This is a genomic window from Achromobacter anxifer (genome assembly GCF_903652925.1).
GTDB lineage: Bacteria > Pseudomonadota > Gammaproteobacteria > Burkholderiales > Burkholderiaceae_B > Achromobacter > Achromobacter anxifer.
Genome location: NZ_CAHLAR010000007.1, coordinates 176,845 through 192,007, shown reverse-complemented (window position 1 = coordinate 192,007; position 15,163 = coordinate 176,845). Strand labels below are relative to the sequence as shown.

Here is a 15,163-nt window from a genome sequence, read left to right as displayed (position 1 = left end):
GAACGTGTTAAGCGTTCCGGTCCGCGACGGGCCGGCGGCGCTCTGGCGGGCCCCATTTTGCTTGCAGGGCGTTTCTCCTTATCCTGCCGGCTCGACGCGGCGCCGATCCGCGTTCCGGAGGAGCAGCCAACCATGCAAATTGCCGTATCCCTGCCGCGCCGCAGGCTCGTGTCGACGCTCGCGCTGGGCGTCCTGGGGGCGGCGGCAGGGCGTCTTCAGGCCGTGCCCTTGACGCGCATCCTGGTGGGCTTTCCGCCGGGCGGCGGCGTGGACGTGATCGCCCGTCTGCTGGCGCGGCAGTTGGAGGCCGGCCTGGGCGAGGTGGTGCTGGTCGAGAACCGGCCCGGCCAGGGAGGGTTGCTGGCGGCGCAGGCGCTGCTGGCCGCGCGGCCCGACGGCCACACGCTGCTGTTCACCAACGACCATGCGTTGGCCATCGTGCCGCATATCGTGGAGCAGGCCGGCTATGCCTCGCCGGACGATTTCGCCGCGGTGGCGCAGGTCACGGACAAGGCCGCCATGGGCCTGGCGGTGAAGGCGGATTCGCCGCTGCAAAGCCTGGAGGACCTGCGCGCGCACCCGGACGCGCTGTTCGTGGGCGTGCCGGCGCCCGGCAGTATTCCCGAGCTGGCTCTGGACCTGCTGGGGGCGCATCTGGGCGTGGTGGCGACGGCGATCCCTTACCGCGGCGGCGCGCCGCTGGTGACCGATCTGCAGGGCGGCTATCTGGCGCTGGGCATGACCTCCCTGGCTGAATTGCTGGAGCCCGTGCGCGCCGGACGGTTGCGCATCCTGGCGATCTCGGGCCCGGACCGGCATCCGGCCGTGGCGGATGTCCCCACCTTTGCGGAGCAAGGCATCGCCGGGCTGGAGCGGGGCGGCGTGGCCGGCCTGTTTGCACCGCGCGGCGTGGCGCCCGCCCGTATCGAGCAGTTGCAGCGGCAAGTGGCGCGGGCGCTGGAATCGGAGAGCGTACGCCAGCAACTGAGCCGGCAGGGTTCGCGGCTGAACTACGGAGACTCGGCCACGCTGGCGCGCAATATGTGCGCCATCCATCGGGCCTGGGCGGAGCGCGCCGAGGCCTGGCGTGCGCGGCCGGGCCGTCAGGCGGACGCCAGCAGCGCCTAGGGCCTGTGCAAGGCTCGATTGAGTGTGAGCAGACCCTAGGCCTGCGCGGACGCCAGGAGCGCGGCGCGCCCGCGCAGCTGTTCGGCAAGTTCCGCGTGGCACAGCCTGACAGCCGCGCGGGCCTGCTGTTCGGGGGCGCGCGTCATCAGGCAGATGCGGCGCGTGAGCTGCGGGCGTTGCAGCGGCAGGATGGACAGGCCGTCCTGCCGCTGTCCCTGCGTATACAGGCGCGAGATCAATCCCACCCGCAGGCCGGCGCGCACCAGGCTGTACAGCGTGTCGGTGTAGTTCAGCGTGTCGGTGGCGGCCAGGTCCGCGCCCAGCTGGCGCAAGGTGGCGACGATCATCTCGTAGGTGCTGCCGCGCGACAGGACGGCCAGCGGCTCGGCCTTCAGGTCCTGCCAGGTCACCGCCTGGCGGCGCGCCAGCCGGTGGTCGGCGGCCAGCACCGCCACCAGGTCGTCCTCGGCCACGAAGGCTGCGGCCAGGCCGGGCGTGAGGCCGAAATCCAGGCCCAGGCCGATGTCCAGTTCGCCGTTGCCCAGCGCCGCCATCAGTTCGTCGTTGAGATGGTCGCTGAGGATCAGCGTGATTTCGGGATGGCGCAGGCGCCATTGCGCCACCACCGGCGCCAGCAGGTGCATGGTGGACGGAATGCAGCCTATGCGCACCGTGGCGGCCTGCGTGTCCAGCAGGCGCTGCAGGTCCTCGGCGCCCTGGGTATAGCTGTTGAGCAGCCATTCGATCTGCGCGCGCGCGGCCTGCCCGGCGGGCGTCAGGCGCACATGGTGGGTGCTGCGTTCGAACAGCGCCACGCCCATCAGGGTTTCCAGTTCGCGGATGGCGGCGGACAGGGCCGGCTGGCTCAGCGCCAGGGCCTCGGCGGCGCGGCTGAAGCTGGCGTGGCGCGCCACTTCCTTGAAGCCGCGCAACTGGCGCAGCGTGGGCTGGCGTAGGGGCGCGGCGTGGCTGGCGGGGGCGGGGCGCTTGGTCATAGATTTACCTGATGAATCTATAAAAATATAGCATTTCAGTTATTACCAGGATCTGGTTAGGATGGCGCCGTCGCCCTCCTCCGCGCCGCCATTTCCCCGCGCGCGCCTGTCCGTTCCGACCGTTCCGCTCCATGTTCAAACGACTGCTCCTGTCCGTGTCCGCGCTGGCGGCCGCGCTGTGCCTTGCCCCGGCGGCCAGCGCCGACACCTGGCCCGAGGCCCGGCCCCTGACCCTGATCGTGCCGTTCAGCCCGGGCGGCAACGTCGACACCACGGCGCGCCTGGTGGCGCAGAAGCTGGCCGACCGCCTCAAGCAGTCCGTCATCGTGGACAACCTGGCCGGCGCGGGCGGCGTGCTGGGCGTGGCGAAGGCCGCGCATGCCAAGCCGGACGGCTACACGCTGGTGATGGGTTTCGACGGCCCGATCAGCGTGGCCAAGCTGATCAATTCCGCGGTCAAGTACGACGCCGAGACCGACCTGATGCCGGTGGCCCTGGTGACCACGGCGCCCGTCGTGCTGCTGGCCCGTCCCGGCCTGCCGGTGAAGAACATGGACGAGCTGATCGCGCTGGCGCGCGAGAAGCCCGATACGCTGACCTATGCCTCGTCCGGCGTGGGCACGGTGCTGCACCTGGCGATGGAAGTGATGCAGGACCAGGCCAAGGTCAAGCTGGTGCACGTGCCCTACCGCGGCGGCGCGCAGATCACCAACGACGTCATGGGCGGCCAGGTGGACCTGGGCCTACTGGTGACCACCAGCGCCACGCCGTTGGTGCAGCAGAAGAAGCTGCAGGCGCTGGGCGTGACCTCGGCCGCGCGCGTCGCCACGCTGCCGGACGTGCAGGCCTTCGGCGAGACGCCGGCGCTCAAGGGCTTCGAACTGAACACCTGGACCGGCGTGTTCGCGCCGGCCGGCACCGATCCCGCCATCGTGCAGCGGCTGAACCAGGAACTGAACGCGGTGCTGCAGCTGCACGACGTGCAGAAGCGCCTGGCCGAAGGCGGCGCCATGCCCGGCCAGGGCACGCCGCAGGACTTCGCCGCCTTCCTGAAGAAGGAAAAGGACCTGTACGCGCACATCGTGAAGAGCGCCAACATCCAGCAGGAATAGGCCTGCCCGCCACCGGACGCCAATGCCATGAACACTACCGCCCGCGGCCCCGTGCTGCCCGAGATCCAGGCCATCCAGGACGAGATGGTGGCGCTGCGCCACCGCATCCATGCCAATCCCGAACTGGCCTACCAGGAGGTCGCGACGGGCGACCTGGTGGCCGGGAAGCTGGCGGCCTGGGGTTATGAAGTGCACCGCGGCCTGGGCGTGACCGGCGTGGTCGGCACCTTGCGCCGGGGCAACGGCACGCGCCGCCTGGGCCTGCGCGCCGACATGGACGCCCTGCCCATCCACGAGACCACCGGCCTGCCCTATGCCAGCCAGAACCCCGGCAAGATGCACGCCTGCGGCCACGACGGGCATACCGCCACGCTGTTGGCCGCGGCCCGTGCGCTGGCCGAGCGCGGCCGCTTCGACGGCGCCGTGCACCTGATCTTCCAGCCCGCCGAGGAAGGCCACGGCGGCGCGCAGAAGATGATCGCCGACGGTTTGTTCCAGCGCTTTCCCTGCGACGCGGTCTACAGCTTCCACAACGAGCCGGGCTATCCGGCCGGGCATTTCGGCTTCCGCCCCGGCGTGATGTACAGCTCGTCCGACACGGTGATCCTGACCGTCAGCGGCATCGGCGGCCACGGCGCCATGCCGCACGTGGCGGTGGACCCCATCGTGGCCGCCGCCAGCATCGTGCTGGCCTTGCAGACCATCGTGTCGCGCGAGATCGATCCCAACGACATGGCGGTGGTGACCATAGGCGCCATCCATGGCGGCGACGCGCCCAACGTCATTCCGAAAACGGTGGAGCTGCGCCTGACGGTGCGGGCGCGCCGCCCCGAGACGCGCGCGCTGCTGCGCGAACGCATCACGGCGATCGCCACCGCGCAGGCGGCGGTGCATCGCGCCACCGTGCAGGTGGATTACCGCTGGCGCTATCCGCCCGTCATCAACGACCGCGACGCCACGCAGTTCGCCGCGGACGTGGCGCGCGGCTGGCTGGGCGAGGACCTGCTGATTCCCGACCTGGAGCCGCTGCAGGCCAGCGACGACTTCGCCTTCATGCTGGAGGAAGTGCCGGGCAGCTACTTCATCGTCGGCAACGGCGAGGGCGAAGGCGGCTGCATGGTGCACAACCCCGACTACGATTTCAACGACGACATCCTGCCGGTCACGGCCAGCTACTGGGTGACGCTGGCCGAAGCCTATCTGGCCGGCGGCGCGCGCTGATTCGCAACCGCACTTTCCGCGACGCATGACTGCTACCCAAGACCCGATCGCCGCCGGCGCGCCGGCCTTCGACGCCACCACCGGCTACTGGCAGGAGATCGTCGGCGCCGACGCGCTGACCGTGCCCGTCGATCCGCCCTATTCCCGCGGCTATCCCGCGCGGCTGCCCGACGGCCGCTACCTGGTGTTGCCGCTGCGCGGCGTGCCGGGCGACCCTGAACGTTGCGTGGCGTCGCTGATCGCCAACCATGCCAGCCTGGAGGTGGTCGACACACTGTCCGGCTTCATGGCCGAGCGGGCGCGCGCCTTCAGCGCGGAAGTGGTCGTGGGCCTGCCCACGCTGGGACTGGCTTTCGCGCCCCTGGTGGCGCGCGGGCTGGGCTTCACGCGCTACGTGCCTTTCGGCTATTCGCGCAAGTATTGGTACGACGAGCGCCTGGCGGTGCCGGTGAAATCGCTGACCACGCCCGACGCCGGCAAGCTGCTGTACGTGGACCCCAATCTGGCGGGCAGCCTGGCGGGGCGCCGCGTGCTGGTCGTGGACGATGCCGTCAGCACGGGGCAGACGATGCTGTCGGCGCTGGAACTGCTGGCGCGCTGCGGCGCGCAGGTCGCGGGCATCGTCGTGGCCATGTGCCAGGGCCAGCGCTGGCGCGAGCGGCTGGTGGACGGGAGCGGCGCGCCGATACCGGTGGCCTGCGCGTTCGAGTCGCCGCGCATGCGCCGCACGCCCGCGGGCTGGGTGCCGGAAGCGGCGGTCTGACGCGGCGCCGTCCGGTCTTCGGGCGGCTGCTTCGTGACAATTCCGGGCGGCCGCTACAACGCGATGTCCGGGGCGGTCGCAGCAGGACCGCTTTCCGGGTTGCTCCAGTGCGGCTACAGCGATTCAGGATCGCGGCGCAGCGAGAAGCCCTGCGCTTCGTTCATGGCCAGGTAGCTGACGTTGCGTGACACCACCGGCGGCTTGTCGCCGGCGTGCAGCGCGTGCACCTTGTCCAGCACCATCTTGTCGGCCAGCGTCATGCGGTCGATCATGCGCAGGTACTGCATCCAGCTTTCCACCAGGAACACTTCGCGCCAGACGCCCTCGCGCTCCAGGTCGCGGAATAGCTGCCACTGCTGCGCGCCATTGCGCAGCCGCAGCAGGCGCAGCGGATGCGCCGCGCTGATCAGCGCCGACAGCTTCTCCTTTTCGATCAGGTACTCTACCGCCACCAGCACGGCGCCGTGCTGGGTATTGAATCCCGCCGCGGCCAGGGCTGGTTCGGCGCTGTCGGCGCGCGCCAGCGAAGTCGCGTCCACGTGTTCGGGCAGGCGCGAGCGGTACAGCAGCGCGACGGTGATGCCCAGCATGATGCCGGCGGAAGCAAGCGCACCCGACACGCCCATGGTGTCGGCGAAATGCCCCCACATGAAGGAGCCTGCCGCCAGGCCGCCGAAGATTGCGGTCTGGTACAGCGCCAGCGCGCGCGCCTTGACCCAGTCCGGCACCAGCATCTGGACCGTGGTGTTGTAGGTGGCCAGCACGCCGATCCAGCAGCTGCCTGAAATCAGCAGCGCCGGAAAGGCCACCCACAGCGTGCCGGTCAGTCCCAGCGCCAGCAGGCAGACGGCCAGCATCGCGGCCGCCACGCTGACCAGACCGCTGGCGCCCCAGGCGGCCTGCACGCGGCGCACGAAGGCGCTGCCCAGGATGGCGCCCAGGCCCAGCGCGCCCAGCATGTAGCCGTACAGCAGGGCGCTGCCGCCCTCGTGTTCGTGCGCCAGCAGGGGCAGCAGCGCCCACAGCGCGCTGGCCGACAGGCCGAAGGCGAAGGAGCGCAGCATCACCAGGCGGGTGACGGTGGAGTGCTGGGTATAGCGCAGCGCGGCCACCACGCCCTCCAGGATGCCTTCGGGCGGCAGGCGGCGCAGGGGCAGGTCGCGCTTCCAGCGCCAGATGGCCCAGATCAGTCCGCCGTAGCAGAAGCAGTTCAGCAGGAACACCCAGGGCGCGCCCATGGCGCCCAGCAGCAGGCCGCCGATGGCCGGCCCGACCGCGCGCGCCACATTGAAGTTGACGCTGTTCAGCAGCACCGCGCTGCCGACGTGGGCGCGCGGCACCTGTTCGCCCACCGCGGCCTGCCAGGCCGGCGTGACGATGGCGCTGCCGATGGCGATGCAGAAGACGGAGGCGATCAGCGTGATGGGGTGCAGCAGCCCGGCAAATGCGAGGATGGTGATGAAGACGCCGCCGGTCAGCTCCAGCAGCATGCCCGTCAGCATGACCTTGCGGCGGTCGTAGTTGTCGGCCAGCACGCCGGTAAGGATGGACAGTGCCACCAACGGGAAGGCGGCGGCCACCTGAATCATGGCGACCATCAGGGGGCTGCTCTGTTCGGTGGTGATGATCCAGGCCGCGGCGACGGATTGCGCCCAGGTGCCCAGGTTGGCGAACAGGTTGGCGATCCAGATGATGCGGAACGCGGGGAAAGCGAAGGGAGACAGCGTGCTCACCTGCAGCACGGGCGCGGCCGGCGCGTCGGCGGGCAGGTCGGTGTTGGCCGAAACGGGTTGCAGCATGGGATTCTTCCGGCGCGCCGGGTGGGCGCTCCTATCGGGCTTGGACGGGTCGGCTAATGGTACGCCTAAGCCGGCGCCCGATGGGCGAGCGGAGAGATCGGGGCGGCGCGTCGCGGCGGTCTTGCGGAGCGGCCGGCGGCTTCCAATGGCTAAGGGGCAAGCGTCCCGCGGCTGTCTTGAGGCGGGCCTGGACGGAGAGCATGGACGCGGGGCTGGACGGGGCGCCTGGACGAGGCGCCCCGGGGAGTCCTGCCCGGCCGCCGCCTATTGCTTGGCGGCGGGAGCCGGCGCCGCGGCCGGCGGGTAGGCCTGGTTCAGGTATTCCACGATCAGCGGAACCTGGTCGGCGGGGATGGGGGCGCCGTAGGTGCCCACCATCTTCTTGACCTCGGCGTCCCAAAAGCCCAGCGGCATGGGCGGCTGCGACGACACGTAGTCCACCGAATGGCACATCAGGCACAGGGCGGCGTGCTGGGCGCCGGCGCCCGTGCCGGGATGCAGGGTGGCGGTTTCCTGGGGCAGCTTGATTTCCAGGGCCTGGGCGGCGGGGGCGGCGCAGGCGGCGGCCAGGACGAGCGCCGGCAGGCAGCGGCGGATATGGCGGTTCATGGCGCTCTCCTCAGGCGGCGGTGACGCGGACGGCTTCGACCACATTGCGCATGTAGCCGGCCGGATTCCACAGCGCTTCCAGCGGCTGGGTGTCGCCGGCCGTGTTGGTGGCGCGGACCTTCAGCGTGTAGTCGCCGGGGGCCTTGGGCGTGAAGTCGGCGTGCCACTCGCGGAAGGAATAGCGGCCCATATCCTTGCCCAGTTTGGCGGCCTGCCAGGTCTTGCCGCCGTCGGACGAGAACTGCACCTCGCGTATGCCCTTGCCGCCGTCGAAGGCGATGCCGCGCACCTGCACCGGCTTGCCGCGTGCGACGCGCGCGCCTTCGGCGAGGCTGGTGATGAAGCTGCGCACGTTGTAGCGGCCGATGGGGCGGGTCTTTTCGGGCGCCTTGCCCGGCGGCGTACAGGCGCAATCGTTGTCGGGGATGCGATAGGCCTTCTGCATCCAGAAGCCGTCGAACTCCTGGTCCAGCACCTTGATGTCGGCCAGGTGCTTGACCCAATAGGTGCCGTAGTAGCCGGGCACCACCAGGCGCACCGGATAACCATTGAGCATGGGCAGGTCGGCGCCGTTCATGGCGTAGGCCAGCATGACTTCGCCGTCCAGCGCGTGGGCGGCGTCCAGCGCCTTGACGAATTCCGGCGTGCCGGGCAGCACCGGGCGGTCCAGACCTTCGAAAGTGACCTGGCGCGCGTTGGCGCGGATGCCGGCCTTTTCCAGCACGCGCTTGAGCGGAATGCCCAGCCAGCGGGCGTTGCCCATGGCGCCGTTGCCCAGCTGCCCGCCGCCCACGCGCGGCGTGAAGAAGCCGCGGCTGTTGCCCGAGCATTGGGTGACGGCCACCAGTTCCACCGGCTTGCCGAACTGCTGCTTCAGGTCGGCCAGCGACAGCTCCAGCGGCTTGTCCACCAGACCGCTGACCTTGATGCGGTAGGTGTTCAGGTCGATGGAGGTGGGAATGTTGCCCAGGTGGTAGCGCACGAAGAAGGCGTCGTTGGGCGTGATGAGGTTTTCATTGAAGACCGCGAAGGGCGTTTCCAGCTGCGGCGGGCGCGAGGTCTGGCGGATCAGCGGACGCTTTTGCGGATAGGCGATCAGGTCGCGCTCGCCATTGGCGAACGGCAGCGTGACGGTGGCCGGCGCCGCCAGGCTGGTCAGCGCGTGCCCGGCCAGCGTGCCGGTCGCGCCCAGCGTACAGGCCTGGCGCAGAAAGCGCCGGCGCCCATTCGGGTCGAATGTGCTCATCTTGGTGTCTCCTCTTTCTTGTCGGCGCCCTGCCCCCGGCGCATTCAGACGAGACTACGCGCCGCGGCCTGACAAATGCGTTAACGTCCGCGCTGCCCGTTTCACTTTCCGTGTTTTCCGCCGCAATGATCCTGACTTTCAACAAGCGCGCCTTTGCCGCGCTGCTGGCCGTAACCGCGCTGGAAGCGCTGATCGCCACCCTGGGTGCTCCCTATCCCCTGTTGCGGGGCTTCGTGGGCGACGTGGTGGCGGTGGGGTGGGCGTACCTCGTGTACCGCAGCTTCATCCGCGCGGGCGTGCTGCCGCTGGCGCTCGCGGCGCTGTTCACGGGGTATGCGGTGGAGCTGGGCCAGTTCCTGGCCCGGCATTTCGGCTGGCGCGTGGAGCAGCCGGTGTTGCGCATCATCCTGGGCAGCGTGCCCGACTGGTGGGACATGCTGGCCTATACGCTGGGTTTCGGGCTGGTGCTGGCGCTGGCTGCCTGGAACAGGCGACGCGCCGCGTTGCGCGCCGCCTAGGCGCTGCCGGATTCAAGCCTGGCCGCTAGCGCCAGGCTCAGCCGGCCTGGCAGACCGGCGTTTCGCCGCGTCCGGACGCGGCGGTCTTGGCCGCGCGCAGCGGCTGCAACTTGGCGTCGCGGAACGGCGCGAAGCACTCGGCCCAGGACGAAGGGAACAGCGGGGTGGCGTGGCGCACGGCGTCGCGGCGGGCGTAATGCGTCAGCAGTTGTTGGCCTATCGGGGCGTCTCCCAGGGGGTGGCGGGTATTCATGGTATTTCCGTATTGCATTGAAAGTGTATTCATTGTACCAGCGATGCGCTATCTCGACCACCCCGCCCTATGAAGCGCCAAGTCATTGATCCGTAAAGGCTGTCCCTGTTTTTCAGGTCAAACTCCGGGATTGCCCTAGCAGTTCAAAATAGTAGACGGTATACAATGTTCAGCATGCCCGGGCTAAGACCAGCCTGGAATCCTCCCTACTGGACCTGGAGTGCGTCATGGCTGAACTGATGAACCGAGATGAATTCCGTACCGCGTTGGAAAACGCGATCAAGGGCAAGAGCGCCAACGCTTCGCCCTTTTCCATTGCCTGGGCCGAGGGCAAGCTCAGCCGCGAACATCTGCAGCGCTGGGCCGAGAACCACTACCACTACGTGGGGCCGTTCGCCGACTACCTGGGCTATCTGTACGCCCGCACGCCCGATTCCTACACCGAAGCCAAGGATTTCCTGCTGGCCAATATGTATGAGGAGGAAATCGGCGGAGACCGCCATACCGACCTGCTGATCCGCTTTGCCGAAGCCTGCGGCACCACCCGCGAACGGGTGGTCAACCCTGACAACATGTCGCCCACCACGCGCGCGCTGCAAAGCTGGTGCTACGCCGTGGCCATGCGCGAGGACCCGATCGTGGCCGTGGCCGGCCTAGTGGTGGGCCTGGAATCGCAAGTGCCTTCCATCTACCGCAAGCAGACCCCGACCCTGCGCGAAAAGTACGGCTTCACCGATGAAGAGGTGGAATTCTTCGACCTGCACATCGTGTCCGACGAGATCCACGGCGAACGCGGCTATCAGATCGTGCTGGAACACGCCAATACGGTGGACCTGCAGCAGCGCTGCCTGAAGATCTGCGAGATCGGCGCCCAGATGCGGCTGCTCTACACCACCGCCCTCTACACCGACTACGTGCAGCAGGAAATCACGCTGCCCGAGCTGGGCCTCGCCGCCTGAGCTTGCTGCGCGGCCGTCCGGCCTGTTGCGCCGGCCGGCCGCGGCCTACGCAGATCCTGGAATAGAGAATCCATGCCTACCATCGTGTTTCATAAGGGCGGCCAGACCTACACCGACGTGGTGAAGGACAACACCAACCTGGTGGTGCGGGCCGGCATCAAGCAGTTTCCGTATCCGTATCTGCGTTACGAGTGCGGCATGGGCAAGTGCGCCAAGTGCGCCTGCCGCGTGCTGGCCGGGGCCGAACATCTGCCGCCGGTGAACTGGAAGGAAAAAAAGCAGCTCGGCGACCGCATCGACCAGGGCTACCGGCTGGCGTGCCAGCTGTGGCTCACCAGCGATATCGAGCTGGTCCAGGACGTGGAGGCCTAGCGCGATGGAACCGGCCTACGTGATCCTGACCACCAAGCCCGGCGTGTTCCGCACGGAAGCGGACGACGGCGTGGTGGATATTCTTGAAACCTACGACTACGTGTTCTACGGCCGCGCGCTGGCGGTCTACCGCATCGCCCGCCTGCATGGCGAGACCAAGCTGATCGTCACCGAGGAAACGCCGCCCTACGTGGTGAACCGCGTGCCGTCCAAGTTCCTGGAGAAATTCGCGTCGGTGGAAGCGGCCCGCAAGGAACTGGCCCACCTGACGCGCTTTGGCAGCATGGAATCGACCTTGACGTTGCGCCCGGGCGCCGTCGCCGCGGAGCACTGAACACCATGGTCCAGATCACATTCATTTCCAATGGCGGCAAGGTCGCCACCGCACCAGAGAACAGCAATCTGCTGCGCGTCTCGCTCAAGGAAAAGGGTGGCATCCCCTTCAAATGCGGAGGAGGCCTGTGCGGCACCTGCAAGTGCCGCATCGAGGAAGGGCTGGAAAACACCGACGCCATCAAGCCGAAGGAGCGCAAGCATCTGCGTCCGGAGGACTTCGAGGCCGGTTACCGCATGGCCTGCCAGACCTTCGTCAATGGCGACGTGAAGGTTTCCTGGGTGATCCAGAACGGCAAGGGCGTGGTGGTGGGCGCGGCGTCGGATCCGGTCGAAGCGGCAAGCTGAGGATTGCGGTCCGCAGGTTGCAGGGCCGCTATCCAGGCGCCGCTGGTGAAGCGTGGCCAGCTGGATGCGGTCGGCTTTTGGCGCGGCCGGCTTATGGCGCGGCCAGCTCAAGGCGCGGCTAGCTCAAGGCGCGGCCAGCTCAGGCCACCGATGCGTGGGCCGGCTGCTGCGCTTCGGTGTAGGCCTTGGCGGCGTTGTGCACGTGCTGGCTGGCCAAGAGCGCGGCCAGGTCGCCGTTGCCGGCGATGACGGCGTTGAGGATCTGCGAGTGCTCGTCCCAGTTCTGCTTGGCGCGCAGCATGTTGCTGGGCGCGAACAGCAGCGCCGTGCGGTCGCGCAGCGAACGCATCAGGTCGGTCAGCACCACGTTGCCGCCGATGGTGGCCAGCATTTCGTGGAACTGGGAGTTCAGCGCCAGGAACTTGTCCAGCTGTTCGCTGCGGGCGGCTTCCGTGCCTTCGCGCAGAAAGGCCTGCAGGCGTTCCACGGTCTTGTCGTCGCGGCGCTGGGCGGCCAGCTTGGCGTTCAACCCTTCCAGGGTGGCGCGCACTTCCACCATGTCGTAGGCGACCGCGTCGGACAACACCGACACGGACGCGCCGCGGCGCGGCTCGATGGTGACCAGGCCTTCCGCGGCCAGGGCGCGCAGCGCCTCGCGCACCGGAATGCGCGATACGCCCATTTCCTCGGACAGGCGGCCCTCGACCAGGCGGTCGCCCGGCGTGAATTCGCCGCTGAGGATGCGTTCGCGCAGCTTGTCGCGGATGACGGCGAACAGTTGCGGATGCTGCTCGCCGATCTTCAGCGGGGCGGAATGCTGCGTTTCTGCGGCTTGCGGGCTGACGGGTGAGGTGGTCATGGCGAGCAGGTCTGGCTTAATGGATACAGTCTCCATTGTATTACCGGGTGTAGCCGCATGGCTTCGCAAGTAGGACTCATCACTGTCCCCAAAAAGCCTTGGCCAGCACGCCCAGCGCGCCCAGGGCGCATACCGCCAGCAGCACGCCGCGCACCGCGCGCGGCGGCAGCCTGTGGCGCAGCCGGTTGGAGACCGCAAAACCGGCCAGCAGGAAAGGCGCCAGGCTGAGGGCCAGCCCGGCGTGATAACCCGTGTAGCGCTTGGCCCAGGCCAGCATGGCCAGCGAGAAGATCGATCCCAGGAACAGCACCATGCCCAGCGTGGCGCGCAGGCGCGGCGGCGCCGCGTGCTGCATGACGATGGCGATGGGCGGCGCGCCCACCGAGGTCATGGTGCCCATGATGCCCGAGGCCACGCCGGCGCCCGACACGCGTCCCGGGGTGGCGGAAAAGTGCAGGCCCGCCGCGCTCAGGGCCACGGCAGCCAGGATCAGGCAGGCGAACAGCACGCCCAGCGCCTGCGGCGCGAAGCGCGTCATGGCGTAGATGGCGATCAGCGTGCCCACCGCCCGCCCCGCCAGCGCATAGGACACGGACGGCCAGTCGATGGCGGCGCGTTCGCGCAGCGCGGTTAGCAAGGAGATGAAGCCGCCCAGCGTCAGCAGCGGCCCGGGCGCCAGCTGCGGGAAGAACATGGCCGCCACGGGCGCGGCGAACATGGCGAAACCCACGCCGCCCACGCCCTGCGCGATCGCGGCGCCGAACACCACTGCGGCCATGGTGGCGTATTGCAGGAGATCGGGGTACGGCAGGGAGGAGCTCATGCCTGGATTTTGTTCATTTATGTATACGGTAGTCTATCCAGGATTTTTACGAATTTCGCGAAGCGCTTCAAAAATTAGGGTAATTCCCTGATTTACCAGGGTTATTCATCAATTATTCAGAATTATCGCTTTCCCTAGGCGTTGCATATTTCGGTTGGTATGACTACAAACGAAATATAGTATACCGAACGTGGCGAGCTACAGCCACGCACACAAGGGGAATAGCACATGCAAGCGGACGTAGTGCTCAACGCTGCTCACTGGATGTACCTGATCAGCGTGGCCGCCATCATCCTGACGATGATCCTGCGGGCCAATGTGGTGGTGCCGTCGGTGATAGGCACCTTTCTGGTGGTGCTTGCCATCACGGGCAATCCGATCAGCGCCCTGATCGGCATCTTCTCCGCCAGCTTCGTGGCGGCCAAGGAACTGTTCAACATCTTCCTGGTGATCACCTTCATGACAGCGCTGCTCAATGCGCTGAAGACCTTGCAGGCGGACGTGCGCATGGTGCAGCCGTTTCGCCGCGTGATGCGGGGCGGGCATTCGTCCTTCCTCATCATCGCCCTCTGTACTTACGTGATCTCGCTGTTCTTCTGGCCCACGCCGGCGGTGCCGCTGGTGTCCGCCATCCTGCTGCCCGCGGCCATCGCCGCCGGCCTGCCGCCGCTGGCGGGCGCCATGGCCATCGCCATCGCCGGCCAGGGCATGGCCCTGTCCTCGGACTACGTGATCGGGGTGGCGCCCAGCATCAGCGCCAAGGCGGCGGGGGCGGCGGTCAGCGCCGCCGTGGTGGCCGACCGCGCGCTGGTGCTGTCGCTGATCACCGGCGCGGTGGCGCTGGTGGCCGCCTACCTGCTGATCCGCAAGCACATCGTGCCGGCCGATGCGGGGCTGTTGTCCGCCTGGCAGGCCCGCGCGCAGGACGGCAGCCTGGCGAGCATCGAGCAATCCGGCTCCTTCGACAAGGCCGAGCTGGCCCGCGGCACCATGGGCGCGGATCCGGCCCTGCCCACCGGTCCGGGCCTGAGCGACGAAGAGCGGCGCCGCGTGCGCTGGTCCAAGACCTTCGCGGTGGTGACGCCGCTGGCCTTCCTGGCGGTGATCGCGGTGATGGTACTGCCGCGCCTGTTCCCGTCCCTGCCCGCGCTGCGCGGCGGCGATGCCGCGGCGCTGGTGGGCGGAGTGGCCTTTGTGGTGATGATGCTGGTCACCCTGGCCGCCGAAGGTCCGCGCAAGATGCTGGACGTCTGTCCGGAGCACGTCACCGACGGCTTCGTGTTCGCCTTCAAGGCCATGGGCTCGGTGCTGCCGATTGCCGGCTTCTTCTTCGTGGGCGCCAATGAAACCGCCGCGCAAATCCTGGGCGTGCCGCAGGCCCAGGCGCCCGGCCTGCTGTTCGAGGTGATTTCCGCCGGCCAGCACCTGATACCCGAGAACCATTTCCTGGTGGCCTTCGGCGTGCTGCTGGTAGGCATGATCACCGGCATCGACGGCTCGGGTTTCGCCGGCCTGCCCCTGACCGGCACGCTGTCCGGCGCGCTGGGTCCGGTGGTGGGCGTGGACCCGGCGACCCTCGCCGCGGTGGGCCAGATGGGCGCGGTCTGGACGGGCGGCGGCACGCTGATCGCCTGGTCCTCGCTGATCGCCGTGGCGGGCTTTGCGCGGGTGAACGTGCTGTCGCTAGTGCGCGCCCTGCTGGTGCCGGTGCTGCTGGCCTTGTTCATTTCGACCATATGCGCGGTGCTGATCTGGCGCTGAGCCGTTTCGCGGGGCTGCTTGGGGTCCCTGCGGGGACCCATTTTTTTCGGCAGGCGCCCGCGTT

The 15,163-nt window shown here is 68.3% G+C and carries 17 protein-coding genes; 10 read left to right on the top strand and 7 right to left on the bottom strand.

Annotation, left to right across the window (positions count from 1 at the left end; translation table 11 throughout):
• Positions 1-132 precede the first annotated feature (132 nt).
• A complete protein-coding gene (locus tag HWY37_RS22400) occupies positions 133-1,128 on the top strand; it encodes a tripartite tricarboxylate transporter substrate-binding protein (protein WP_175207875.1) in 996 nt (331 codons plus the stop codon).
• A gap of 35 nt (positions 1,129-1,163) precedes the next feature.
• On the opposite strand, the gene HWY37_RS22395 is transcribed toward HWY37_RS22400, so the two are convergent.
• Entirely contained in the window at positions 1,164-2,123 is a 960-nt protein-coding gene (locus HWY37_RS22395) for a LysR family transcriptional regulator (RefSeq protein WP_175207876.1), read from the bottom strand.
• Positions 2,124-2,254: 131 nt separating this feature from the next.
• Here HWY37_RS22395 and HWY37_RS22390 point away from each other — a divergent pair, with 131 nt between their 5' ends.
• From HWY37_RS22390 to HWY37_RS22380, 3 genes are read left to right on the top strand one after another with little or no spacing between them, the layout of a single operon-like run.
• Positions 2,255-3,235 carry a Bug family tripartite tricarboxylate transporter substrate binding protein gene (locus tag HWY37_RS22390; RefSeq protein ID WP_176089880.1) on the top strand — a complete coding sequence of 327 codons (981 nt, stop codon included), beginning with the start codon at positions 2,255-2,257 and terminating at the stop codon, positions 3,233-3,235.
• 27 nt (positions 3,236-3,262) lie between these two features.
• A complete protein-coding gene (locus tag HWY37_RS22385; protein ID WP_176089879.1) occupies positions 3,263-4,456 on the top strand; it encodes a M20 aminoacylase family protein in 1,194 nt (397 codons plus the stop codon).
• Between the two features lie 25 nt (positions 4,457-4,481).
• Positions 4,482-5,219: a phosphoribosyltransferase gene (locus tag HWY37_RS22380; RefSeq protein WP_176089878.1), complete on the top strand. Its 738-nt coding sequence runs from the start codon at positions 4,482-4,484 to the stop codon at positions 5,217-5,219.
• Positions 5,220-5,332: 113 nt separating this feature from the next.
• Here HWY37_RS22380 and HWY37_RS22375 read toward each other — a convergent pair whose 3' ends face one another.
• From HWY37_RS22375 to sorA, 3 genes are all read right to left on the bottom strand, one after another.
• A complete protein-coding gene (locus HWY37_RS22375) occupies positions 5,333-7,018 on the bottom strand; it encodes an MFS transporter (protein ID WP_175207880.1) in 1,686 nt (561 codons plus the stop codon).
• 264 nt (positions 7,019-7,282) lie between these two features.
• Positions 7,283-7,627 carry a SorB family sulfite dehydrogenase c-type cytochrome subunit gene (gene sorB, locus HWY37_RS22370; RefSeq protein WP_175207881.1) on the bottom strand — a complete coding sequence of 115 codons (345 nt, stop codon included), beginning with the start codon at positions 7,625-7,627 and terminating at the stop codon, positions 7,283-7,285.
• A 10-nt stretch (positions 7,628-7,637) separates the two neighbouring features.
• Entirely contained in the window at positions 7,638-8,873 is a 1,236-nt protein-coding gene (gene sorA / locus HWY37_RS22365; protein ID WP_175207882.1) for a SorA family sulfite dehydrogenase catalytic subunit, read from the bottom strand.
• A gap of 125 nt (positions 8,874-8,998) precedes the next feature.
• Here sorA and HWY37_RS22360 point away from each other — a divergent pair, with 125 nt between their 5' ends.
• Positions 8,999-9,391 (top strand): DUF2809 domain-containing protein, encoded by a 393-nt coding sequence (locus tag HWY37_RS22360; protein WP_176089877.1) that lies wholly within the window; start codon positions 8,999-9,001, stop codon positions 9,389-9,391.
• Positions 9,392-9,428: 37 nt separating this feature from the next.
• Here HWY37_RS22360 and HWY37_RS22355 read toward each other — a convergent pair whose 3' ends face one another.
• Positions 9,429-9,644 (bottom strand): hypothetical protein, encoded by a 216-nt coding sequence (locus HWY37_RS22355; protein WP_175207884.1) that lies wholly within the window; start codon positions 9,642-9,644, stop codon positions 9,429-9,431.
• Positions 9,645-9,871: 227 nt separating this feature from the next.
• On the opposite strand from HWY37_RS22355, the gene HWY37_RS22350 reads away from it, so the two are divergent.
• From HWY37_RS22350 to HWY37_RS22335, 4 genes are all read left to right on the top strand, one after another.
• Complete coding sequence (locus HWY37_RS22350; protein ID WP_175207885.1) at positions 9,872-10,603, top strand: iron-containing redox enzyme family protein; 732 nt, start codon at positions 9,872-9,874, stop codon at positions 10,601-10,603.
• A gap of 72 nt (positions 10,604-10,675) precedes the next feature.
• Positions 10,676-10,975: a 2Fe-2S iron-sulfur cluster-binding protein gene (locus HWY37_RS22345; RefSeq protein WP_175207886.1), complete on the top strand. Its 300-nt coding sequence runs from the start codon at positions 10,676-10,678 to the stop codon at positions 10,973-10,975.
• A 4-nt stretch (positions 10,976-10,979) separates the two neighbouring features.
• Positions 10,980-11,309 carry a ferredoxin gene (locus HWY37_RS22340; protein WP_175207887.1) on the top strand — a complete coding sequence of 110 codons (330 nt, stop codon included), beginning with the start codon at positions 10,980-10,982 and terminating at the stop codon, positions 11,307-11,309.
• Positions 11,306-11,656 (top strand): 2Fe-2S iron-sulfur cluster-binding protein, encoded by a 351-nt coding sequence (locus HWY37_RS22335; RefSeq protein ID WP_175207903.1) that lies wholly within the window; start codon positions 11,306-11,308, stop codon positions 11,654-11,656. The genes HWY37_RS22340 and HWY37_RS22335 overlap by 4 nt, the downstream gene beginning before the upstream one ends.
• A 139-nt stretch (positions 11,657-11,795) precedes the next feature.
• Here HWY37_RS22335 and HWY37_RS22330 read toward each other — a convergent pair whose 3' ends face one another.
• Together HWY37_RS22330 and HWY37_RS22325 are read right to left on the bottom strand one after the other, a co-directional pair.
• Complete coding sequence (locus HWY37_RS22330; RefSeq protein WP_175207888.1) at positions 11,796-12,515, bottom strand: GntR family transcriptional regulator; 720 nt, start codon at positions 12,513-12,515, stop codon at positions 11,796-11,798.
• 79 nt (positions 12,516-12,594) lie between these two features.
• Entirely contained in the window at positions 12,595-13,338 is a 744-nt protein-coding gene (locus HWY37_RS22325; RefSeq protein WP_175207889.1) for a sulfite exporter TauE/SafE family protein, read from the bottom strand.
• 228 nt (positions 13,339-13,566) lie between these two features.
• Between HWY37_RS22325 and HWY37_RS22320 the strand changes: the two genes are divergently transcribed.
• Positions 13,567-15,099, top strand: coding sequence for a hypothetical protein (locus tag HWY37_RS22320; protein ID WP_175207890.1), 1,533 nt, complete (start codon positions 13,567-13,569; stop codon positions 15,097-15,099).
• The last annotated feature ends 64 nt before the right edge of the window (positions 15,100-15,163 follow it).

Excerpts from the sequence above, each read along its gene's own strand:
- HWY37_RS22350 (WP_175207885.1), top strand. The coding sequence starts at position 9,872 with ATGGCTGAACTGATGAACCGAGATGAATTCCGTACCGCGTTGGAAAAC.
- HWY37_RS22355 (WP_175207884.1), bottom strand. The coding sequence starts at position 9,644 with ATGAATACCCGCCACCCCCTGGGAGACGCCCCGATAGGCCAACAACTG.
- HWY37_RS22400 (WP_175207875.1), top strand. The coding sequence starts at position 133 with ATGCAAATTGCCGTATCCCTGCCGCGCCGCAGGCTCGTGTCGACGCTC.
- HWY37_RS22360 (WP_176089877.1), top strand. The coding sequence starts at position 8,999 with ATGATCCTGACTTTCAACAAGCGCGCCTTTGCCGCGCTGCTGGCCGTA.
- HWY37_RS22330 (WP_175207888.1), bottom strand. The coding sequence starts at position 12,515 with ATGACCACCTCACCCGTCAGCCCGCAAGCCGCAGAAACGCAGCATTCC.
- HWY37_RS22345 (WP_175207886.1), top strand. The coding sequence starts at position 10,676 with ATGCCTACCATCGTGTTTCATAAGGGCGGCCAGACCTACACCGACGTG.
- sorA (WP_175207882.1), bottom strand. The coding sequence starts at position 8,873 with ATGAGCACATTCGACCCGAATGGGCGCCGGCGCTTTCTGCGCCAGGCC.
- HWY37_RS22320 (WP_175207890.1), top strand. The coding sequence starts at position 13,567 with ATGCAAGCGGACGTAGTGCTCAACGCTGCTCACTGGATGTACCTGATC.
- HWY37_RS22380 (WP_176089878.1), top strand. The coding sequence starts at position 4,482 with ATGACTGCTACCCAAGACCCGATCGCCGCCGGCGCGCCGGCCTTCGAC.
- HWY37_RS22340 (WP_175207887.1), top strand. The coding sequence starts at position 10,980 with ATGGAACCGGCCTACGTGATCCTGACCACCAAGCCCGGCGTGTTCCGC.
- HWY37_RS22375 (WP_175207880.1), bottom strand. The coding sequence starts at position 7,018 with ATGCTGCAACCCGTTTCGGCCAACACCGACCTGCCCGCCGACGCGCCG.
- HWY37_RS22325 (WP_175207889.1), bottom strand. The coding sequence starts at position 13,338 with ATGAGCTCCTCCCTGCCGTACCCCGATCTCCTGCAATACGCCACCATG.
- HWY37_RS22395 (WP_175207876.1), bottom strand. The coding sequence starts at position 2,123 with ATGACCAAGCGCCCCGCCCCCGCCAGCCACGCCGCGCCCCTACGCCAG.
- HWY37_RS22385 (WP_176089879.1), top strand. The coding sequence starts at position 3,263 with ATGAACACTACCGCCCGCGGCCCCGTGCTGCCCGAGATCCAGGCCATC.
- HWY37_RS22390 (WP_176089880.1), top strand. The coding sequence starts at position 2,255 with ATGTTCAAACGACTGCTCCTGTCCGTGTCCGCGCTGGCGGCCGCGCTG.
- sorB (WP_175207881.1), bottom strand. The coding sequence starts at position 7,627 with ATGAACCGCCATATCCGCCGCTGCCTGCCGGCGCTCGTCCTGGCCGCC.